The 21,778-nt window shown below is 60.5% G+C and carries 18 protein-coding genes; 11 read left to right on the forward strand and 7 right to left on the reverse strand.

Features of this window, described 5'->3' with window-relative positions; all coding sequences use genetic code 11:
- Positions 1 to 28 precede the first annotated feature (28 nt).
- From LIS66_RS24465 to LIS66_RS24510, 10 genes are all read left to right on the forward strand, one after another.
- Positions 29 to 490: an Lrp/AsnC family transcriptional regulator gene (locus LIS66_RS24465; RefSeq protein ID WP_042606694.1), complete on the forward strand. Its 462-nt coding sequence runs from the start codon at positions 29 to 31 to the stop codon at positions 488 to 490.
- A 223-nt stretch (positions 491 to 713) separates the two neighbouring features.
- A complete protein-coding gene (locus tag LIS66_RS24470) occupies positions 714 to 2,396 on the forward strand; it encodes a flavin monoamine oxidase family protein (RefSeq protein ID WP_227973191.1) in 1,683 nt (560 codons plus the stop codon).
- A 12-nt stretch (positions 2,397 to 2,408) separates the two neighbouring features.
- A complete protein-coding gene (locus tag LIS66_RS24475) occupies positions 2,409 to 3,203 on the forward strand; it encodes a carbon-nitrogen hydrolase family protein (protein WP_042606688.1) in 795 nt (264 codons plus the stop codon).
- A gap of 38 nt (positions 3,204 to 3,241) precedes the next feature.
- The gene (gene pqqF, locus LIS66_RS24480; protein ID WP_227973192.1) at positions 3,242 to 5,653 is read left to right on the forward strand and encodes a pyrroloquinoline quinone biosynthesis protein PqqF; all 2,412 of its coding nucleotides are present in this window, start codon (positions 3,242 to 3,244) and stop codon (positions 5,651 to 5,653) included.
- A gap of 156 nt (positions 5,654 to 5,809) precedes the next feature.
- The gene (pqqA, locus tag LIS66_RS24485; protein ID WP_003444522.1) at positions 5,810 to 5,884 is read left to right on the forward strand and encodes a pyrroloquinoline quinone precursor peptide PqqA; all 75 of its coding nucleotides are present in this window, start codon (positions 5,810 to 5,812) and stop codon (positions 5,882 to 5,884) included.
- 81 nt (positions 5,885 to 5,965) lie between these two features.
- Positions 5,966 to 6,877 (forward strand): pyrroloquinoline quinone biosynthesis protein PqqB, encoded by a 912-nt coding sequence (gene pqqB / locus LIS66_RS24490; protein ID WP_227973193.1) that lies wholly within the window; start codon positions 5,966 to 5,968, stop codon positions 6,875 to 6,877.
- Positions 6,878 to 7,019: 142 nt separating this feature from the next.
- Positions 7,020 to 7,772, forward strand: a complete 753-nt coding sequence (gene pqqC / locus LIS66_RS24495; RefSeq protein WP_064365278.1) for a pyrroloquinoline-quinone synthase PqqC — start codon at positions 7,020 to 7,022, stop codon at positions 7,770 to 7,772.
- Positions 7,769 to 8,044, forward strand: a complete 276-nt coding sequence (gene pqqD, locus LIS66_RS24500) for a pyrroloquinoline quinone biosynthesis peptide chaperone PqqD (RefSeq protein ID WP_042606684.1) — start codon at positions 7,769 to 7,771, stop codon at positions 8,042 to 8,044. Before pqqC ends, pqqD begins: the two co-directional genes overlap by 4 nt.
- Positions 8,037 to 9,176, forward strand: a complete 1,140-nt coding sequence (gene pqqE, locus LIS66_RS24505; RefSeq protein WP_185053929.1) for a pyrroloquinoline quinone biosynthesis protein PqqE — start codon at positions 8,037 to 8,039, stop codon at positions 9,174 to 9,176. Before pqqD ends, pqqE begins: the two co-directional genes overlap by 8 nt.
- The gene (locus LIS66_RS24510) at positions 9,142 to 10,941 is read left to right on the forward strand and encodes an alpha/beta hydrolase family protein (protein WP_227973194.1); all 1,800 of its coding nucleotides are present in this window, start codon (positions 9,142 to 9,144) and stop codon (positions 10,939 to 10,941) included. The genes pqqE and LIS66_RS24510 overlap by 35 nt, the downstream gene beginning before the upstream one ends.
- 115 nt (positions 10,942 to 11,056) lie before the next feature.
- Here the strand turns inward: LIS66_RS24510 and LIS66_RS24515 are convergent, their stop codons facing one another.
- Both LIS66_RS24515 and LIS66_RS24520 read right to left on the reverse strand, forming a co-directional pair.
- A complete protein-coding gene (locus tag LIS66_RS24515) occupies positions 11,057 to 11,215 on the reverse strand; it encodes a YqaE/Pmp3 family membrane protein (protein ID WP_003228885.1) in 159 nt (52 codons plus the stop codon).
- A gap of 191 nt (positions 11,216 to 11,406) precedes the next feature.
- On the reverse strand, positions 11,407 to 12,633 hold the full coding sequence (locus LIS66_RS24520) for an aspartate aminotransferase family protein (RefSeq protein WP_227973195.1): 1,227 nt from the start codon (positions 12,631 to 12,633) through the stop codon (positions 11,407 to 11,409).
- A gap of 170 nt (positions 12,634 to 12,803) precedes the next feature.
- On the opposite strand from LIS66_RS24520, the gene LIS66_RS24525 reads away from it, so the two are divergent.
- Complete coding sequence (locus LIS66_RS24525; RefSeq protein WP_064365285.1) at positions 12,804 to 13,718, forward strand: LysR family transcriptional regulator; 915 nt, start codon at positions 12,804 to 12,806, stop codon at positions 13,716 to 13,718.
- A gap of 229 nt (positions 13,719 to 13,947) precedes the next feature.
- Here the strand turns inward: LIS66_RS24525 and LIS66_RS24530 are convergent, their stop codons facing one another.
- The 5 genes from LIS66_RS24530 to LIS66_RS24550 form a co-directional block, all read right to left on the reverse strand.
- Positions 13,948 to 15,726 carry an acyl-CoA dehydrogenase C-terminal domain-containing protein gene (locus LIS66_RS24530; RefSeq protein WP_083353702.1) on the reverse strand — a complete coding sequence of 593 codons (1,779 nt, stop codon included), beginning with the start codon at positions 15,724 to 15,726 and terminating at the stop codon, positions 13,948 to 13,950.
- A 214-nt stretch (positions 15,727 to 15,940) separates the two neighbouring features.
- The gene (locus LIS66_RS24535) at positions 15,941 to 17,737 is read right to left on the reverse strand and encodes an acyl-CoA dehydrogenase C-terminal domain-containing protein (protein WP_227973196.1); all 1,797 of its coding nucleotides are present in this window, start codon (positions 17,735 to 17,737) and stop codon (positions 15,941 to 15,943) included.
- A gap of 90 nt (positions 17,738 to 17,827) precedes the next feature.
- Positions 17,828 to 19,117 (reverse strand): GGDEF domain-containing protein, encoded by a 1,290-nt coding sequence (locus LIS66_RS24540; protein WP_041476719.1) that lies wholly within the window; start codon positions 19,115 to 19,117, stop codon positions 17,828 to 17,830.
- 190 nt (positions 19,118 to 19,307) lie between these two features.
- Positions 19,308 to 21,113 carry a phenylacyl-CoA dehydrogenase gene (locus LIS66_RS24545; protein WP_042606676.1) on the reverse strand — a complete coding sequence of 602 codons (1,806 nt, stop codon included), beginning with the start codon at positions 21,111 to 21,113 and terminating at the stop codon, positions 19,308 to 19,310.
- A 275-nt stretch (positions 21,114 to 21,388) separates the two neighbouring features.
- Complete coding sequence (locus tag LIS66_RS24550) at positions 21,389 to 21,685, reverse strand: hypothetical protein (protein ID WP_042606675.1); 297 nt, start codon at positions 21,683 to 21,685, stop codon at positions 21,389 to 21,391.
- Between the last annotated feature and the right edge of the window lie 93 nt (positions 21,686 to 21,778).

Below are 21,778 nucleotides of genomic sequence, written 5' to 3' on the forward strand. Positions count from 1 at the left end.
TCACCGCCCCATGCCAACGGAGCCTCCCTTGCCAGACACCCGCCCCCCCACCCTCGACGAAATCGATCGCCAACTGATCGCCGCGCTGCAAATCAACGCTCGCGAAAGCGTGGCCATGCTCGCCCGTCAGCTAGGCATTGCTCGCACTACGGTGACGTCGCGCCTGGCCCGGCTGGAAAAAGCCAAAGTGATCACCGGCTATGGTGTGCGCCTCGGTCAGCGCGTCGTCGATGGTGGCTTGCAGGCTTACGTCGGGATCAAGGTGCAGCCACGCTCCGGCAAAGATGTGCTGCGGCGCTTGAGTGCGATGGCGCAGGTGCAGCAGTTGTGTGCGGTGAGTGGCGAGTTTGATTATGTGGCGTGGTTGCGCACTGATTCGCCGGAGCAGCTGGACCAATTGCTGGATCAGATTGGCAGCGTTGATGGGGTGGAGAAGACCACGACGTCGATCATTTTGAGCAGCAAGATTGATCGTGGGCAGCCGGTTTAAGGTTTTGATCGAGGTTCTCGGGTGAATTTCAGAGCCTCTCCGCGAGCAGTCTCGCTCCCACATTTTGGTCGGTGTGTAGTCGCCGCTCGTCATATTGATCGCTACTCTGGCAAAACGACGACACATTGCGTCTTATTAACGCGCTCCACGCTCCCTAGAATGGCTGGCATCTTTTCCTATACTCAGACGCGAATCCTGCGTCGGGTCGCCAACAAGGTCAGCCATGAACACGAACAATCGTCATCCTGCAGACGGGAAAAAACCAGTCACCATTTTCGGTCCGGACTTTCCGTTCGCGTTTGACGACTGGATCGAGCATCCGGCGGGTCTGGGCAGCATTCCTGAAGAGCACCATGGCGCTGAAGTGGCGATTGTCGGCGCGGGCATCGCCGGTCTGGTGGCTGCGTATGAACTGATGAAACTCGGTTTGAAGCCGGTGGTGTACGAGGCGTCAAAGCTCGGCGGTCGTCTGCGCTCGCAGGCCTTCAACGGCACCGATGCCATCGTCGCCGAACTCGGCGGTATGCGCTTTCCGGTGTCCTCCACGGCGTTTTATCACTACGTCGACAAGCTCGGCCTCGAGACCAAGCCTTTCCCCAACCCGCTGACCAGCGCTTCGGGCAGCACCGTGATCGATCTGGAAGGCGAAACCTATTACGCCGAAAGCCTGAAGGATCTTCCTGCATTGTTCCAGGAAGTCGCCGACGCCTGGGCGGATGCGCTGGAAGCCGGTTCGCAGTTTTCCGATATCCAGCAGGCCATTCGCGACCGGGATGTGCCGCGGTTGAAAGAACTGTGGAACAAGTTGGTGCCGCTATGGGACGACCGGACCTTCTATGACTTCGTCGCCACCTCGAAAGCCTTCGCCAAACTGTCGTTCCAGCACCGCGAAGTATTCGGCCAGGTCGGTTTCGGCACTGGCGGCTGGGATTCGGACTTCCCCAATTCGATGCTGGAAATCTTCCGCGTCGTGATGACCAACTGCGACGATCACCAGCACCTGGTAGTCGGCGGCGTCGAGCAGGTGCCGCAAGGCATCTGGCGTCATGTGCCGGAACGCTGCGTACATTGGCCGGCCGGCACCAGCCTGAAATCCCTGCACCGTGGCGCGCCGCGATCCGGTGTGAAGAAAATTGCCCATGCGCCGGAGGGCCGTTTCGCCGTTACCGACAACAACGGTGACACCCGTGAATACGCCGCTGTGCTGACGACTTGCCAGAGCTGGCTGCTGACCACGCAGATCGAATGCGACGAAACCCTGTTTTCGCAGAAGATGTGGATGGCCCTCGACCGCACGCGCTATATGCAGTCATCAAAAACCTTCGTGATGGTCGACCGGCCATTCTGGAAGGACAAAGACCCGGAAACCGGCCGCGACGTAATGAGCATGACCCTCACCGATCGCCTGACCCGTGGCACCTATCTGTTCGACAACGGTGACGACAAGCCGGGGGTGATCTGCCTGTCGTACTCGTGGATGAGCGACGCGTTGAAAATGCTCCCGCATCCGGTGGAAAAACGCGTCGAACTGGCCTTGAACGCGTTGAAAAAGATCTACCCGAAAGTCGACATCGCCGCACGCATCATCGGTGATCCGATCACTGTGTCGTGGGAAGCCGATCCGTATTTCCTCGGAGCCTTCAAAGGCGCCCTGCCCGGCCATTACCGCTACAACCAGCGCATGTACGCGCACTTCATGCAGGACGACATGCCGGCCGAGCAGCGCGGAATCTTCATCGCCGGCGACGATGTTTCGTGGACACCGGCATGGGTCGAAGGCGCCGTGCAGACATCACTCAACGCGGTGTGGGGCATCATGAAACATTTTGGCGGCTCGACACATAAAGAGAACCCGGGCCCGGGTGATGTGTTCAAAGACATCGGCCCTATCGCCCTGCCTGAGTAAGAGGATTCCCCGATGCGCGTAGCCGTTTACCAATGTCCACCGTTGCCACTGGACCCCGTCGCCAACCTGCATCGCCTGCACCAGGTGGCGATGGAGGCCAAAGGCGCCGACCTCCTGGTGCTGCCGGAGATGTTCATCACCGGCTACAACATCGGCGCCGAAGCGGTCAGCACGCTGGCCGAGGTTTATAACGGTGAATGGGCGCAGCAGATCGGGCGTATCGCCAAGGCTGCGGGTCTGGCGATCGTTTACGGTTACCCGGAGCGCACCGCCGACGGGCACATCTACAACGCCGTGCAACTGATCGACGCCCACGGCGAGCGCCTGTGCAATTACCGCAAGTCGCATCTGTTCGGCGACCTTGACCGGTCGATGTTCAGCCCCGGCGAAGCAGAGTTGCCGGTGGTAGAGCTGGACGGCTGGAAGCTCGGTTTCCTGATCTGCTATGACCTGGAGTTCCCGGAAAACGCTCGTCGTCTGGCCTTGGCCGGCGCCGAGCTGATTGTGGTGCCGACGGCGAACATGATTCCGTTCGACTTCGTCGCCGACGTCACCGTGCGCGCCCGCGCCTTCGAAAACCAGTGCTACGTGGCTTATGCCAATTACTGTGGGCATGAAGGCGATATTCAGTACTGCGGGCAAAGCAGCGTGGCCGCACCGGACGGCAGCCGCATCGCCCTGGCAGGTCTGGACGAGGCGCTGATCGTCGGTGAACTGGACCGACAACTGATGAATGATTCACGCCAGGCCAACCGCTATCTCAGCGATCGCCGTCCCGAGCTTTACGGCGCGCTGAACCGTCGCTAATCCGCTAGCATGGGCACTTCACTGTTCTGGAAGTGCCCATGCCTGCACCGACTCGTCCCCTCCCCCACACTGAAATTCTGGCTAATGGCTTGCGCGTGACCCTGCGCCACGTGCCCGGCCTCAAGCGCAGCGCTGCCTTATTGCGCGTAGCGGCCGGCAGCCATGACGTGCCGTTGGCATGGCCGGGGCTGGCGCATTTTCTTGAACACCTGCTGTTTCTCGGCACCGAGCGTTTTCCGACAAACGAAGGGCTGATGGCCTACGTACAACGTCACGGCGGGCAGGTGAATGCCAGCACCCGCGAACGCACCACGGACTTTTTCTTCGAACTGCCCGTGCCGTTGTTCGGCGCAGGGCTTGAGCGTCTGTCAGACATGCTCGCCCGGCCGCGTATGAATCTGGACGATCAACGGCGTGAACGGGAGGTGCTACAGGCAGAATTCATCGCCTGGTCGCAAGATCCGACCGCACAGCAGCAATTTGCCTTGTACGACGGTTTACCAGAGCAGCACCCGTTGCGCGGATTTCATGCGGGCAATCGGCGCAGCCTGCAGGTGGATTCGCCGGCGTTTCAAACGGCACTGAAGGGTTTCCATCAAAGGTTTTATCGCACCGGGCAAATGCATCTGAGTCTGGTTGGGCCGCAGAGCGTCGATGAGCTTCGAGTGCTGGCGCAGCAATTCGCAGTTGTCTTGCCGGTTGGGGATAAAGTTGCCCAAGCCACACCGCTACCGCTGACAGTGAAAAGTTATCAACAGGTCGGCGCTCACGCGAACCTGTTATGGGCCTTCGACGACTTACCCGAGTCATCCGCGGAGGCGATGGCCTTTCTCTGTCATTGGTTGAACAGCGCAAAACCTGGTGGGTTGCTCGCGTACCTGCATCAACAGAATCTGGCTGACAGCCTGAAAGCCGTGCCGGTCTATCAATTTGCCGGGCAGGCGTTGCTGCATCTGCAACTCAATGCCGGTGGCGAGCGCTTGCATGCCATCAACGAACAGCTGCTGGACTGGCTGAGCTTCTTCGCCCAGCAGGACTGGACGCCATTGCGCGAGGAATACGCCGCCCTGCTTCAGCGCCAACAACACGTCAGCGGAGCTTTGCAACTGGCGCGGTTCGACGTTGAGCAGCAAGCATTCGGCCTGTCCGAATCGGGTGCCGCCGCACTTGAGCACATCCTTCACGAAATCGGTGTTGTGGATAACTTCAGCGACCATTGGCATCTGCCCGCCGCCAATCCTTTCTTACGGGCCAGTGAACCGCTGGCCAACGCTGGTCTGATTCGCGGCCAGACCAGCGCCCACCGTGGCCTGCGCACGTTCGCCCAGGATCGCTCGCGCAGCCGCCGGGAACGCTCGCCGATGCATTTCAGTCAGGCGTTGCCGGACAACAGCGATGAAGGCGCAATTTATCTGCGTTGGCAGGTCGAGGCGGCGGCCAGCGCTGATCTGCGTTCACGATTGCAGCGCAGTCTGCGCCAGACACGACAGGATGCGTCAGAGGCCGGAGTGGATCTGTCTTTCAGTGCTGCGGGCAACCAATGGCTGCTGAAAATGACCGGGCTGCAAGAATCCATGCCCAGCGTCCTGGAGCATGCGCTGAAATGTCTGACGACTATTGACGCCGATTCGCCGCGCGACGCGACACAGATACCCTCGATGCCGCTGCGCCAATTGCTTGAAGCGTTACCGCAAACGTCCCTGCCCAGGATTGAAGCCAGCGATGACGCCAAACGCCTGTGGACAACTTCGCGCTGGGACGGCCTCGCCCTTGGGCTCGACCAACCAACCCAATCAGCCATGGGCCTGGCGCTCAGCCGCATTCCCGGCACCCCCGACAATCAGCTGCCGATTACTCTGCACAACAATGCCGAGTACCGCTGGAGCCGAATCGACACGGCCTCCACCGAACATGCCTTGCTGCTCATCTGTCCGACCGCCAGCCATGACATCGCTGATGAAGCCGCTTGGCGCCTGCTCGCACAGCTGTGCCAGACGGCGTTCTACCAGCGCCTGCGCGTCGAACTGCAATTGGGTTACGCCGTGTTCAGTGCGTTGCGACAGTTGCACGGGACGACTGCGATCGTCTTCGCCGTGCAGTCGCCTGCAACCCCCGTGGTCACCTTGCTTGAACACATTCAGGATTTCCTCAACGGCGTTCCAGCCATGATCGGAACGCTCGGTGACGCCAGTATCAAGCAGCAGCGCGAAAGCCTCGCCGAGCAATTCAGTGATGCCACATTAGCCACCAGAGACGCTGCCGAACTCCTGTGGCAGGGCAAACTCGCCGGCCATTCGTCGGATTACCGTGAGCAACTGGTCGCAGCGATCAATCAACTGGATACGCGAGACCTGCTGACCGCTGCGCAACGCCTGATCAATGTCGACGGCGGCTACCATTGCCTGGCCAATGAACCAATGCCCGGCGCGCCGTGGCAAGCGGCAAACTGATCATTACCGAGGCTGCAAGGAGCTTTCTCAAAGATTCACGGGTCATTACGCTGAAATTTTGAGTAACATAGCCGCCTAACTAATTGGAACATCATCGCGCTGCCGTGGACTATACCTATGGATAGCGCTATCCCAACCCACAGAAGGAGACACCTCATGGCCTGGACCAAACCTGCTTACACCGACCTGCGTATCGGCTTCGAAGTCACCATGTACTTCGCCAGCCGCTGAGTTCTGCCTACGCAGGATTGCAGTGCAACGCCTCGGCTCGCCGGGGCGTTTTATTTTCCGCGTTGAAATGATGGAGCGTTCATGTTCGTCCAGATTCTGGGTTCGGCCGCCGGTGGCGGTTTTCCGCAGTGGAACTGCAACTGCGTCAACTGCGCAGGCTTTCGCGACGGCAGCCTGAATGCCAAGGCGCGTACCCAATCGTCCATCGCCATTTCCGCTGACGGCGTGAACTGGGTGCTGTGCAATGCCTCGCCGGACATCCGCGCGCAACTGCAAAGCTTCGCCCCGATGCAGCCAGGTCGGGCCCTGCGCGACACCGGCATCAGCGCGATCATCCTGATGGACAGCCAGATCGACCACACCACCGGCCTGCTCAGCCTGCGCGAAGGCTGCCCGCATCAGGTCTGGTGCACGGACATGGTTCACGAAGATCTCAGCACCGGTTTCCCCCTGTTCAAGATGCTCACCCATTGGAACGGCGGGCTGGACTGGAACCGCATCGAACTCGACCAGAGCTTCACCGTAGCGGCCTGCCCGAACCTGCGTTTCACCCCGCTGCCGTTGCGCAGCGCCGCACCGCCGTATTCGCCGCATCGTTTCGATCCGCATCCGGGGGACAACATCGGTCTGATCGTTGAAGACCTCAACACCGGCGGCAAGCTGTTCTACGCGCCAGGGCTGGGCAAGGTCGACGCGCCGTTGCGGGAAATCATGGCGAGCAGCGATTGCCTGCTGGTCGACGGCACACTGTGGGACGACGATGAAATGCAGCGTCGTGGCGTTGGCACCCGCACCGGTCGTGAGATGGGCCACCTGGCGCAGAATGGCCCCGGCGGCATGCTCGAAGTGCTGGAGCAGTTGCCCGAGCAGCGCAAGGTGCTTATCCACATCAACAATACCAACCCGATTCTTGACGAAGATTCGCCGGAACGCGCGGAACTGGCGCGGCGTAATGTTGAAGTGGCGTTTGATGGTATGAGTATTGTGTTGTAAGCCATAGATACCGATGCGCGGCCCTTCGCGAGCAGGCTCGCTCCCACATTTGCAATGCGATCAACCTGTGGGAGCGAGCCTGCTCGCGAAGAGGCCAGTGCAAACAGAAAAGATTTCTAGGGTTGTTCCCCGGAGAACAAACATGACTGACACGCCAATGTCCCCGGCCGAATTCGAAGCGGCCCTGCGCGCCAAAGGCGCCTACTACCACATTTACCACCCGTACCACGTGGCGATGTACGAAGGCCGCGCCACCCGCGAGCAGATTCAGGGCTGGGTCGCCAACCGCTTCTACTATCAGGTGAATATTCCCCTGAAAGACGCGGCGATCCTCGCCAACTGCCCGGACCGCGAGATTCGTCGCGAGTGGATTCAGCGCCTGCTCGACCACGACGGCGCGCCCGGCGAAGACGGCGGCATCGAAGCCTGGCTGCGCCTCGGCCAGGCTGTCGGCCTGGACCCGGATCAATTGCGCTCCCAGGAACTGGTGCTGCCCGGTGTGCGTTTCGCCGTCGATGCCTACGTCAACTTCGCCCGTCGCGCCAGTTGGCAGGAGGCCGCCAGCAGCTCGCTGACCGAACTGTTCGCGCCGCAGATCCACCAGTCACGCCTCGACAGCTGGCCGCAGCATTACCCGTGGATCGACCCGGCGGGTTATGAGTATTTCCGCACCCGCCTCGGTCAGGCGCGCCGCGATGTCGAGCATGGGCTGGCGATCACCCTTGAGCACTACAAGACTCGCGAAGGCCAGGAGCGCATGCTGGAAATTCTCCAGTTCAAACTGGACATTCTTTGGAGCATGCTCGATGCCATGAGCATGGCCTACGAATTGAACCGTCCGCCCTATCACAGCGTGACCGAGCAACGGGTCTGGCATAAAGGAATCACCTTATGAGTTTTGATCGCAGCAAAGTGCCGAACTGGCGCCCAGGCTACCGCTTTCAGTACGAGCCGGCGCAAAAAGGCCATGTGTTGCTGTACCCGGAAGGCATGATCAAGCTCAACGAGACGGCCGCGCTGATCGGCGGCTTGATTGATGGCGAACGCGATGTCGCGGCGATCATTGCCAGACTCGACGAGCAGTTCCCTGGCGTCCCCGAACTCGGTGACGACGTCGAACAATTCATGGAGGTTGCCCGTGAGCAACACTGGCTCACCCTTGACTGATCTGCCGGCGAAACCGGAAGTCGGCCTGCCGCTGTGGTTGCTCGCCGAGCTGACCTACCGCTGCCCGCTGCAATGCCCATACTGCTCCAACCCACTGGATTTCGCCGAGCAGGGCAAAGAGCTGACCACCGAACAGTGGATCAAGGTGTTCCGCGAAGCGCGGGAAATGGGCGCGGCGCAGTTAGGCTTTTCCGGCGGCGAACCATTGGTGCGTCAGGATCTCGCCGAACTGATCGGTGAAGCGCGGCAGTTGGGTTTCTACACTAACCTGATCACCTCCGGCATTGGCCTGACCGAGCAGAAAATCAGCGACTTCAAGAAGGCCGGGCTCGATCACATCCAGATCAGCTTCCAGGCCAGTGACGAGCAAGTGAACAACCTGCTCGCCGGCTCGAAAAAAGCCTTTGCGCAGAAGCTGGAAATGGCTCGTGCGGTGAAGGCCCACGGCTACCCGATGGTGCTGAACTTCGTTACCCACCGGCACAACATCGACAAGATCGACCGCATCATCGAGCTGTGCATTGCGCTGGAGGCGGACTTCGTCGAACTCGCCACCTGCCAGTTCTACGGCTGGGCGCAGCTCAACCGCGTCGGCCTGTTGCCGACCCAGGAACAGCTTGTGCGCGCCGAGCGCATCACCAACGAATACCGGGCCAAACTGGAAGCCGAAGGGCATCCGTGCAAGCTGATCTTCGTGACTCCCGACTACTACGAAGAGCGTCCCAAAGCCTGCATGAACGGCTGGGGCAGCATCTTTCTGACCGTCACTCCAGACGGCACGGCTCTGCCCTGCCATGGCGCCCGCCAGATGCCTGTGCAGTTTCCCAACGTGCGCGATCACAGCATGCAGCACATCTGGTATGACTCGTTCGGCTTCAACCGCTTTCGCGGTTACGACTGGATGCCCGAACCCTGCCGCTCTTGCGACGAGAAAGAAAAAGACTTCGGCGGCTGCCGCTGCCAAGCGTTCATGCTTACCGGCGATGCCAGCAATGCCGACCCGGTGTGCAGCAAGTCCGAACATCACGGCGTGATTCTCAAGGCCCGCGAAGAAGCCGAGACCGCCACTCAAACCATCGAACAATTGGCCTTTCGCAATGAACGAAACTCACGCCTCATCGCCAAGGGCTGAGCCTTTCAGCGCCGCCCAAGCTGTTGCCGCCGGAACCGACTTCGCTGAGCTGCAGCTCGGCGTCCACGGGCTGTTCTGGAATGAATATCGCCCAGAGGATGCCGCATGCCGAATTTGGCATTGGCGCGATGGCTTGGCGAAATGTCTGACGCCGGATGGCTTCAGCGTGCGTAGCCGCGTGTACGAATATGGCGGTGGCGCGTTTTGTCTGACGCCTGACGGCGTGGTTTTCGTCAATGAAGCGGATCAGCAGTTGTACCGACAGGCTCTGGGTGGCGAGCCGGTCGCGCTGACATCCACTGACTGCCGCTACGGTGATCTGCAATTTGCCGGTGGCCGGGTGTTGGCGGTTGAAGAGCAGCAGGATCGGCATCGGCTGGTGGCGATTGAGCTGGCGACCGGTACGCGACGAGTACTGGCGGAGGGAGCGGATTTCTACGCGGCGCCAACGTTGAGCGCGGATGGTCAGCGACTGGCGTGGATCGAGTGGAGCCGACCGCATCAACCATGGACGTCGACCCGTTTGATGGTTGCTGAAGACGATTTTTCTGTGCCTTGCTGTGTTGCCGGTGAGCAGATGGAGGAGTCGATCCAGCAGCCGCGCTTCGACGCCGGTGGGCGGCTCTGTTGCCTGACGGATCGTAGCGGCTACTGGCAGCCGTGGATCGAAACGTCTGATGGCTTGCAGGCGCTGGCCAGCTCCGCGGCCGATCACGCGCCCGCGCCTTGGCAGCTTGGCGGCTGCACCTGGCTGCCCGTCGGTGATCAATTTCTAGCCACTTGGAGCGAGGATGGTTTCGGTCGCCTGGCCCTTGGCGATGAAGACTTCAGCGCCGGCTACAGCCGCTTCCGCCATTTGGCGCTGGATCAACAGTTCGTCTATTGCATCGCCGCATCACCGGTCAGCCCGTCGGCAGTGATCGCCATTGATCGCGTCTCTCATGCAGTAAAGGTATTGGCCGGCGGCGTGGCCCCGTTGCCCGCCGAACGCATCAGCCGTCCGCAGACCTTGCGTTATCCCAGCGGCTCGGGTGAGGCGCACGGTTTCTTCTACCCGGCCATGAGCGGTGAAGCGAAACCGGCGCTGGTGGTGTTTATCCACGGCGGCCCGACGTCGGCGTGCTATCCGATGCTCGACCCGCGCATCCAGTATTGGACGCAGCGTGGTTTCGCGGTCGCCGACCTCAACTATCGCGGCAGCAGCGGCTATGGTCGCGAGTATCGGCAAGCACTGCATCTGCGCTGGGGCGAGGTGGATGTCGAGGACGCCTGCGCGGTGGTCGATTACCTTGCGGGACAGGGCTTGATCGATGGCGACCGCGCGTTCATTCGCGGAGGCAGTGCGGGCGGGTACACGACACTGTGCGCACTGGCGTTCAGACAGGTCTTCCGCGCAGGCGCCAGCCTCTATGGCGTCAGCGATCCGGTCGCTTTGGCCCGGGCAACACACAAGTTCGAAGGCGACTATCTGGACTGGCTGATCGGCGATCCCGAACGCGATGCCGAGCGCTACGCCGCCCGCACGCCACTACTGCACGCAGAGAACATCCGCGTGCCGGTGATTTTCTTTCAGGGAGAACTGGACGCGGTGGTCGTACCGCAACAGACCCGCGATATGGTCGCGGCGCTGGAGCACAACGGCATTGCAGTGGAAGCGCATTACTACCCCGAAGAGCGCCACGGCTTTCGCCGCGCCGTCAATCAGGCGCACGCATTGGAGCAGGAGTGGACGTTTTATCGGCGGGTGATGGGGCTGGTTTACTGAAAACCGGTTGCGCCTTTCGCGAGCAGGCTCGCTCCCACAGAGGACTTGTGTACACCACAGATCCAGTGTGGGAGCGCGCCTGCTAGCGAAAGCTATCTGATAGACGCTACCTGACTCAACGCTTGGCGATGATATACACCGCATGCACGATTCCCGGAATGTAGCCGCACAGCGTCAGCAGAATGTTCAGCCAGAATGCCCCGCCAAATCCGACCTGCAGAAACACGCCCAGTGGCGGCAACAGAATAGCGATGATGATACGAATGAAATCCATGGGGCAGCTCCTGAATGGGGGTTGGCTCACTTGAGCCATACAAGCTAATCGACCTGCGCCGTTCGTCAGGGTTCATTACGCTTGCTATTTGATCGCCAGCACCACAAAAAAACGCCCCACGCCAAAAGAATCAGGCGTGGGGCGTGCGTTATACCGCGAGACGGTTCGGGTAATCGGTGGGGCAGTTCAGCTCAGACGGCAATGCCCTTGCGGCACTGCAATTGAGCGGTGCGTACTCGCGAGAAAGCGCGGCCCAGGCGCAAAAGCATTTCGTCGATGTTGGCTTTGCTGACAGTGAGGGCCGGGGTGAAACGCAGGCAGTCGGGTTGCACGGCGTTGAGTATCAGGCCTTCGTGCAGCGCAGCGTGAACAACGGCATCGGCGCACTCTGCCGATAACGTCAGCCCATAGAACAGGCCCTGGCCGCGCAGTTCGCCATGGCCGTAGCGGTGCGCCAATCGCGCAAGGCCTTCGCGCAGATGCTGGCCGTTGTCGTTGACCTGTTGGAGGAAGCTGCGGTCGTGCACGCTGTCGAGTACCACCAGGCCGGCTGCGGTCATCAACGCGTTGCCGTGATGGGTGCCGCCCAGTTCGCCGACGGCGAAACAGCAGGCTTTGCGCCGCGCCAGCAACGCTGCCAGTGGCAAGCCGCCGCCAAGGCCTTTGCCGAGCACGACGATATCGGCGCGAATGCCGTAGGACTGTTCGGCGAGCAAGGCGCCGCAGCGGCCGATACCGGTCTGTACTTCGTCGAGAATCAGCAGAATGCCCAACTCGCGACACAGTCGCTCGACGCCTTTGAGGTAATGCTCGGTCGCGGGAATAACCCCGGCGTCGCTCTGGATCGGTTCAAGCATGATCGCGACGGTCTGCGCGTCGACCGCCGCGTGCAGGGCCGGCAAGTCGTTGAATGGCACCTGATCATTCGTCGCCAGACTGCGACCATGGCAGCCCTGCTGCGCCATGATGATCCGCGAAGCGCCCCCGCGATGCAGTTGGCCCCACTTGAGTGCCAGTCTGAGCGCCGCCTCACAGGCTTCGCTGCCGCTGTTGAGCAGATAAGCCTGATCGCTGTGGGTGCTGGCACACAGGCGCTCGGCGAGGCTGAGCATGCCGCGATTGTGCAGCTTGAAACCCGGATTGATCAGCGCCTGCGCCTGACTGGCAATGGCTTTGACCAGCGCGGTGGGGCTGTGGCCAAGGCTGTTGGCGCCGCCGGCCTGGGAAAAGTCGAGATAGGCGCGATCGTTGCTGTCCCACAGCCAGGAACCCTGGCCTCGAACGAAGACTTGGGGCGGCCGTTCAACACTGGACATCAGACGAGCGGCATGTAGACGATCGGTCATTGCTGAGGACTCCGCCTCGAATGCAAGGTCATCAAGATCTGGCGTGTGGCGCCGCAAACTGAACAGATTCATCCGCAAATACCTCGCTGGAGGTATTTTGAACTGCCTATGTAAACACTGGCGAAGCGCAGGTCATTCATCGCGTATTTTCGGCCCTGAAAGCCTTGGGATTGCGGTTAGACTAGGCGCACCCGCGTCTGCGGGCCATTTCGATTTCCGAGCTATTTCAATAAGCATTACTTATGGATTTCAAACAACTGCGTTATTTCGTCGCGGTCTACGAAGAGGGTCATGTCGGCCGTGCGGCCGAACGGCTGTCGATCTCGCAGCCGGCACTGTCGCAGCAGATTCGTCAGCTTGAGCAGAACCTCGATGTAACGCTGTTCGAACGCAGCAGCAAACGCTTGCTGCCGACCCTTGCCGCTCATACGTTGTACAACCACGCGTTACCGCTGCTCGATGGCTTGCAGCGGGCGCGCGAGGCGTTGGGCAATTTCAAGGGGCAGGCATTGCGGACCCTGGCGATCGGTGTGCTGCAAACGGTGCACACCAGCCTCGTGCCGCAAATGCTCGAGCGTGTGCGCAAGGCGCAGCCGCATCTGGTGGTGCAGATCTATGAGCTGACCGGGCTGGAGATCGAACGACGCCTGCTCAATGGTTCGCTGGACATCGGCATCAGTTATCTGCCGCCCCGCCAACCCGGGCTGCACGGCGTGTTGCTGTACGAGGACGAACTGACGCTGGTCATCCCGGCGGATCATCCCTTGCGTGATTTCAAGAAAGTCTCGATGCGCCAGGCTGCTGAACTGCCGATGCTGCTGCTCGGCGAAGAGTTCCAGATCCGGCAGATCTGGCAGGCACAACTGACCAGCCTTGGACGCCGTCCGCAGGTGCAGGCGGAGCTGAACAATATGCTGGGTATTCTCGACAGCCTGCCGCACACCAAACTGGCAACGGTGTTGCCAGGACGCTCGCAGAAGGAATACGACGATGAAGATTTGCTGTGGAAACCGCTAAGCGAACCGCGGGTGCCCCTGAAAGTCGGCCTGGTGTGTCGCGATGTTCAACGCCAACAGGCTTCGTTGGCCCTTTTGCGGACATTGCTTGAAGAGGTCATCGACCGCGAAGTGCAACGGCCGCTGGATCCGCTGGGCTGAGAACTTTTCTTCAGGCAAAAGAAAACCCCGCCGAAGCGGGGCTTTGCAGACTGTTTCCCTGACATCCATTTCACTCCGCCACCCTGGCAGAATCCTACGTGTCCGTGTTGTTTACTTTGCGCTTCCTGCGCGACGTCCATGAAATGTAGATTAGCCGTGGATCCAATGTACGCATATGGGAGAACAGCAGCACGTCACGTAAGCAAATGCTTACATGACGCGCGCGGGATCAGAACTGTGCAGCATCGAGCAGGAAAAGCGACTCGCTACCGGCTTTGACCGACGCGCTCAGCGAGTGAATACGCGGCAAAAGGCGGGCGAAATAGAAGCGTGCGGTGCCCAGCTTGCTCGCATAGAAATCGTCCTGCGCTTCCTTGCCCAGCGAGGCTTTGGCCATCAACGCCCACATGTAGGCGTAAGCGGTGTAGCCGAACGCTTGCAAATATTCGACCGAGGCCGCGCCGATTTCGTTCGGATTGTTTTTCGCCCTGTCGAGCAGCCACGCGGTCAGCTCGTCGAGGGTGTCGACGGCATCGTTCAGTGGCTTGGTGAACTCGCCGAGATCGGCGCTGGCGGTTGCGGTGAAATGACGAATCTCGTCAGCGAACAGCTGGTAGAAAGCGCCGCCACTGCCGACGATCTTGCGCCCGACCAGATCCAGCGCCTGAATGCCGTTGGTGCCTTCGTAGATCTGGGTGATGCGCACATCACGCACCAGTTGCTCCTGGCCCCACTCGCGGATGTAACCGTGGCCGCCGAAGATCTGCTGGCCGTGAACGGTGGTTTCCAGACCCAGGTCGGTCAGGAAGGCTTTTGCCACCGGCGTCAGCAACGCCACCAGATCTTCCGCGCGCTTGCGGGTGGTCGCGTCTTCGCTGAACTTGGCGGTATCGAGTTGCATCGCCACGTAAGTGGAAAACGCACGGCCGCCTTCGTTCGAGGCTTTCATGGTCAGCAGCATGCGCCGCACGTCCGGGTGGACGATGATCGGATCAGCGACTTTGTCCTTGTTCTGCGCGCCGGTCGGCGAACGGCTCTGCAGACGATCGCGCGCGTATTCAACCGCGTTCTGATAGGAGCGCTCGCCCGTGGCCAGACCCTGGATGCCTACGCCCAGACGCTCGTAGTTCATCATGGTGAACATCGCCGCCAGGCCTTTGTTCGGCTCGCCGACCAGATAGCCGACGGCTTCGTCGAAGTTCATCACGCAGGTCGCCGAGGCCTGGATGCCCATCTTGTGTTCGATCGAACCGCAGTTCGCCGGATTGCGCGCGCCGAGGCTGCCGTCGGCATTGACCAGGAACTTCGGCACCAGAAACAGCGAAATGCCTTTCGGCCCCGCCGGGGCGTCCGGCAGTTTCGCCAGCACCAGGTGGATGATGTTTTCAGTGAGGTCGTGTTCGCCACCGGTGATGAAGATCTTGGTGCCGCTGACCTTGTAGGAACCGTCGGCCTGAGGTTCGGCCTTGGTGCGAATGATCCCCAGGTCGGTGCCGGCGTGCGGCTCGGTCAGGCACATGGAACCAGCCCAGATCCCGGCGTACATGTTCGGCAGGTACGCGGCTTTCAGCTCTTCGCTGGCATGGGCATTGATCGACAGGCAGGCGCCAGCGGTCAGCATCGGGTACAGACCGAACGCCAGGCTGGCGGAGTTGACCATCTCTTCGACCTGCGCCGACACGGCTTTGGGCATGCCCATGCCACCGTAGGCCGGATCACCGCCAACGCCGACCCAACCGCCCTCAGCATATGTCTGATAAGCCTGTGGGAAACCGGCCGGCGTGGTGACGGCACCATCCGCCCAATGGCAACCTTCCTCGTCAGCGGCACGGCTCAGTGGCGCGATGCTTTTGCTGGTGACCTTGCCGGCCTCTTCGAGAATCGCTTCAACGGTTTCGGCGTCGACGGTCTCGGCCAGCGCCGGCAGCTCGGCCCAGAGTTTGGCGACTTCGAACACTTCATTGAGGACGAAGCGCATATCGCGCAGCGGCGCTTTGTAGTCAGCCATGGCAAACCTCGCAAGATCTAAACAGGTGGTTCGTGGAATGATGTTTTCGTTGATCCGGAGTGTAACCCAACAACTTTTGCGACACATAGGGTCAACCGGTGACTGATTTGTTATTTTTAGTCACCACAAAAAAGATCGCAGCCTTTAGCGTGTCCTACAGATAAAACGCGATCCGGTGTAGGAGCTGCCGAAGGCTGCGATCTTTTGATCTGCACTACAGTGCAAACGCCTGCGCCGGCAGATTCATCAAACAATCACTCCCCGCCTCGATCGCCGCCTGATGCGCAGCCGTACGCGGCAACAGGCGCTTGAAGTAAAACTCGCACGTCGCCAGTTTGCCCTTGAGGAAATCAGACTCCCCCTCGCCTGCGTCCAGCTGTGCCTGCGCGACCAGCGCCATGCGCAGCCACAGGTAGCCAAGGATGATGTAGCCGCTGTACATCAGGTAATCCACGGACGCGGCGCCGACTTCATCCGGGTTTTTCATGGCGGCCATGCCGACCTTCATGGTCAGGTCGCCCCACTGTTGATTGAGCCCGTTGAGTTGCGCGACGAAGCTGCCCAACTGCGCATGGTCGGCGTTCGCTGCGCAGAACTTGTGGACGATTTTGGTGAAGCCGCGCAGCAACTTGCCCTGGCTTCCCAGCACTTTGCGCCCGAGCAGGTCGAGCGCCTGAATGCCGTTGGTGCCTTCGTAGATCGGCGCGATCCGGCAATCGCGTACCAGTTGCTCCATGCCCCACTCACGAATGAAACCGTGGCCGCCAAACACCTGCATGCCGTGGTTGGTCACTTCCAGCCCGGTGTCGGTCATGAACGCTTTGCAGATCGGCGTGAGGAACGCCAACAAGTCTTCGGCCTCCTGACGTGCCTGGACGTCGCTGCTCAGGTGCGCGGCATCGAGCAGCTGAGCGGTGAAGTAGGTCAGCGCCCGATTGCCTTCGTTGAAGGCTTTCATGGTCAGCAACATGCGCCGCACGTCCGGGTGGACGATGATCGGGTCGGCAGGTTTATCTGGAGCTTTGGCGCCGGTCAGCGCACGCATTTGCAGGCGGTCGTTGGCGTATTTGATCGCGCCCTGAAAACTCGCTTCGCCCAGACACAGGCCCTGCATGCCGGTGCCAAGCCGCGCGTGGTTCATCATGGTGAACATGCAGTTGAGGCCCTTGTTCGGCTCGCCGATCAAGTAACCCGTGGCAGAATCGAAATTCAGCACGCAGGTGGCCGAGGCCTTGATGCCCATCTTGTGCTCGATCGAGCCGCAGGAAACGCCATTGCGCTCCCCCGCTTCGCCAGCTGCATCGGGGAGGAACTTGGGCACGATAAACAGGGAAATGCCTTTGGTCCCGGCGGGTGCGTCCGGCAGCTTGGCCAATACCAGATGGATGATGTTGTCGCTCAGGTCATGCTCGCCGGCGGAGATGAAAATCTTGCTGCCGGTGATCGCGAAGCTGCCGTCAGCCCGAGGCACCGCACGGGTCTTGATGATGCCCAGATCGGTGCCGCAGTGGGCTTCGGTCAGGCACATGGTGCCAGTCCACTGGCCAGCGGTGAGTTTGCTCAGGTAAGTGTCTTTCTGCTCGGCGGTGCCGTGGGCGTGGATCGCCGACATCGCGCCGTGAGTCAGGCCCGGGTACATGCCCCACGACGTGTTGCTGGAGCCGACCATCTCGCTGATCACCAGCCCCAGCGAACTCGGCAGACCTTGGCCGCCGTAAGCTGGATCGGCCGCCAACCCGTGCCAGCCGCCCTCGACATATTGTGCGAAGGCCTGCTTGAAGCCTGTAGGCGTTGTCACCACGCCATTGTCGAAATGGCAGCCCTCTTCGTCGCCGCTGCGATTGAGCGGGGCCAGAACGTTCTCGCAGAACTTCGCGCCTTCTTCGAGGATCGCGCTGATCATGTCCGGGCTGGCGTCGTGCGCGCCGAGACTGGCGTAGGTGGTGTGGAAGTCGAAGACGTGATCGATCAGAAAGCGCATGTCGCGCAGGGGGGCTTTGTACTCGGGCATGGTGGCTTCTCCGTCAGCAGATTTCACCAACCTACTGCCGGCCATCCCACCCGACAATCACTGTGCGGGCGCTGAATGCGCCGTCATCACTCAACCCGCAGCGGTGTCCATGCGCACCGCGCCACGACGGTTCTGTCCGAATGCCATGACGCAGTTACGCCCGGCGCCCTTGGCGCTGTACAACGCCTGGTCGGCGGACTTGAGCACTTCTTCCGGAGTACGCTGCTCCACGCGTTCGGCGACGCCGATGCTTACCGTCACCGACACGGCCGAGGCCCCGGAACCACTGCGCCGCTGGCGACCTTGCTGGTCGTCCTGCGGGCGGTTTTCCTGGTTGCGCAGCTGAATGCTGTAAGAGGCGATCGATTCACGGATCACTTCCAGGTGCGGCATGCATTCCTCAAGGGTCTTGCCTGCGAACACCAGGGCAAATTCCTCACCGCCATAGCGATACGCCCTACCGCCACCGCTGATTTTCGACAGCTTACTGGCGACCAGCCGCAGCACCTGATCACCGACATCGTGGCCGTGGGTGTCGTTGAATTTCTTGAAATGATCGACGTCGCTCATCGCCAGCACATAATTGCGTCCGAGGCGTTGCATACGTTCGTTGAGCGCGCGTCGACCCGGCAGACCGGTGAGTTCGTCGCGGAAGGCCATTTGATAGGCCTCATGCGCAACCGCGGCCGCGATCATCAGCATTACCTGGCTGCACATGATGTTGAGGGTGAACGGCAGAATGAACGTCTTCGGCAGCATCCAGAATACCCCGAGCAAGCCGACCAGTTGCGCCGCGTGCAATGGACGCGGGTTGCGCCAGTATTGCCAGGCCAGCAACAGGAAGGCCGAGATGAACACCGGGTAGGACAACTGGATCAGGCTCATCCATGCGCCGTGCAGCGCCGGCCAGCGGATCTCCGACAGCCACAGCAGCAGCGCCTGTGGGTAACTTTGTTCCAGGCCCAGCGCCACGCTGCCAAATGCCAGCAGCACAGCGAACCGCGCGACCATGTCCTGAAACAGATGGGTACGTTCCTGCCATGCCGCGAATAGCCCGAACAACAACGGCAGCAACAGGCAGACCAGATGGAACACCACCGCAGCGTCTTCGCGCACCTTGCCGTTGTCGCGGTAAAAATCGGTCTGGGTGTCGAGCAGGAAGTAGGCGATGTACACCGTCAGCATCAGGAACAGTTCGCGCTGACGCCGGTACACCGCGCAATACGCCCCGCCAAGCAGAAGAACCAGGGTCGGCAAGACGTTGAACAGGGACGTGAAGAACACGCTGAGGTCTTTGACGTACGCAGCCGCCAGCCCCGCGAGCAATAACAGCAGTGATGGCAGGAAATGGCTGAAACGTACAGCGGAAGAACGCGGCAAGGGTAAGCTCCGACCCGTCATAGCAAAGAGATGGCATTGTGCCTGCAAAGTGCGGCCAAGCCCATACAATGTGATCCAGATCACACACGGTCTCTGTAACGGCCGGAAGCTCGACTATCTGAGCGATCCGCAAACAAAAAAACCGCTGCCCCCTAGCGGGAACAGCGGTTTTGGCAGACTGCGGTAGGGCTTAGTAACCCAGTGCGAAGTCTTCTTCCTTCATGTCCATCAGATTGCCAGCGCCCGACAGCATAGTGGCCACGTGCGTACGGGTACGCGGCAGGATGCGCTGGAAGTAGAAGCGCGCGGTTTGCAGCTTGGCGGTGTAGAACGCCTCGTCCGTGGTGCCGGCAGCCAGTTTTTCCGCAGCCAGACGCGCCATGTCCGCCCAGAAGTAGGCCAGGCAGGCATAACCGGAGTACATCAGGTAGTCCACGGAGGCCGCGCCGACTTCTTCGCGATCTTTCATGGCGGCCATACCGACCTTCATGGTCAGCTCGCCCCATTCCTTGTTCAGTGCAGCCAGCGGCGCGACGAATTCCTGAACGGCTTCGTTGCCTTCGTTGGTCTGGCAGAACTTGTGGACGATCTTGGTGAAGCCTTTCAAAGCCTCGCCTTGAGTCATCAGCACTTTACGGCCGAGCAGGTCGAGGGCCTGGATACCGGTGGTGCCTTCGTACAGCATCGAAATGCGACTGTCGCGAACGTTCTGCTCCATGCCCCACTCGGCGATGAAGCCGTGGCCGCCGTAGATCTGCACGCCGTGGTTAGCGGCTTCGAAGCCGACTTCGGTCATGAACGCTTTGGCGATCGGAGTCATGAAAGCCAGCAGTGCGTCGGCCTTCTTCTTCTCTTCTTCATCGACGCCGTACTTGACGATGTCGACCTGTTTGGCGGTGAAGTACACCATCGCGCGGTTGCCTTCGGCGAACGCCTTCATGGTCAACAGCATGCGGCGCACGTCTGGGTGAACGATGATCGGGTCAGCCGCTTTGTCCGGCGCTTTCGGGCCAGTCAGCGAGCGCATTTGCAGGCGATCGCGAGCGTATTTCAGACCGCCCTGGAAGCCGATTTCGGCGTGGGCCAAGCCTTGCAACGCAGTGCCCAGACGAGCGGTGTTCATAAAGGTGAACATGCAGTTCAGGCCTTTGTTCGCCGGGCCGATCAGGTAACCGGTGGCGCCGTCGAAGTTCATCACGCAGGTAGCGTTGCCGTGGATACCCATCTTGTGTTCCAGCGAACCGCAGCTCACTGCGTTGCGCGCGCCGATGGTGCCATCGGCGTTCGGCAGGAATTTCGGCACGATGAACAGCGAGATGCCTTTGGTGCCAGCCGGTGCATCCGGCAGGCGCGCCAAAACGATGTGGACGATGTTGTCGGCCATGTCGTGCTCACCGGCCGAGATGAAGATCTTGGTGCCGGAGACTTTGTAGGAACCGTCGGCCTGAGGCTCGGCCTTGGTGCGCAGCATGCCCAGGTCGGTGCCGCAGTGCGGTTCGGTCAGGCACATGGTGCCGGTCCATTCGCCGGACACCAGTTTGGTCAGATAGGCTTCCTGCTGTTCCGGAGTGCCGTGCTCGGAGATGGTGTTCATCGCGCCGTGCGACAGGCCCGGGTACATGCCCCACGACCAGTTGGCTTCGCCAACCATTTCGCTGACTGCCAGGCCCAACGACTCAGGCAGACCTTGGCCGCCATGCTCAACGTCGTGCGCCAGGCTCGGCCAGCCGCCTTCGACGAATTGCTTGTACGCCTCTTTGAAGCCAGTCGGGGTTTTCACGCCGGACTCGCTCCAGGTGCAGCCTTCCAGATCGCCCACGCGGTTCAGCGGTGCCAGTACCTGCTCACAAAACTTGGCGCCTTCCTCGAGGATGGCGTCAACCATGTCCGGCGTGGCATCTGCGCACGCTGGCAGGCTCTGATAGTGCGCTTCGTAGCCGAGCAGCTCGTCACGAACGAAGCGAATATCACGCAAGGGGGCCTTGTAGTCAGGCATAGCGATAAACCTCTGCTGATGTAACCGGGAATGAACGACCGTGTTGAGTTGTTGTGACGGTCAAACAGTTGTTTGAAACATACGTTTACGCCGAAATCTTGTCAAGCGTGGATCTTTTGCCGTTCGTCATCAGCTTTTCCAAACGCCGGAAACGCAAAATCGCCGCGACTTGAAATAAGCCACAGGCGTTGAAGAAAAGATTAGTTGAGCAAGAAGGACTTAAACGAAAAACGCCGCGACAGGGCGCGGCGTTTCGAGGTTTACAGCAGATTCAGTCAGGCGAAGGTATCGATGATCGTCCCCAACACTTCGTCGGACGCCTTGGCCACCTTCACACCCAGCTCAGCTTGGGTCTTGCCCTGCGACAGCTCGACGATATTGCTGGTCAGATCCGACTCCTGTGCGCGATCCACTCCGCGCAGGCGATTGACCTGCACTTCGGACGACTGGCTGGTCACCGAACGTTCGATGGTGGTGTTGGCGATCTGGCTGGCGGCCTGATCTACGCGGTTCTGCCCCGACTGAATCGAGCTCAGCCCTGCATAAAAAGCCGTGTTGCCGGAGATTTCCATAGTCGTGCCCGTCCCTGCAAAGGATCAATGGTCGCCATTGAAGCAGACGCGCCAGCAAAACACCCGTCAAAAACACTAATGGCACAGTGCCTG

It is taken from the genome of Pseudomonas sp. HN2 (assembly GCF_020736465.1).
Taxonomy (GTDB): domain Bacteria; phylum Pseudomonadota; class Gammaproteobacteria; order Pseudomonadales; family Pseudomonadaceae; genus Aquipseudomonas; species Aquipseudomonas moraviensis_A.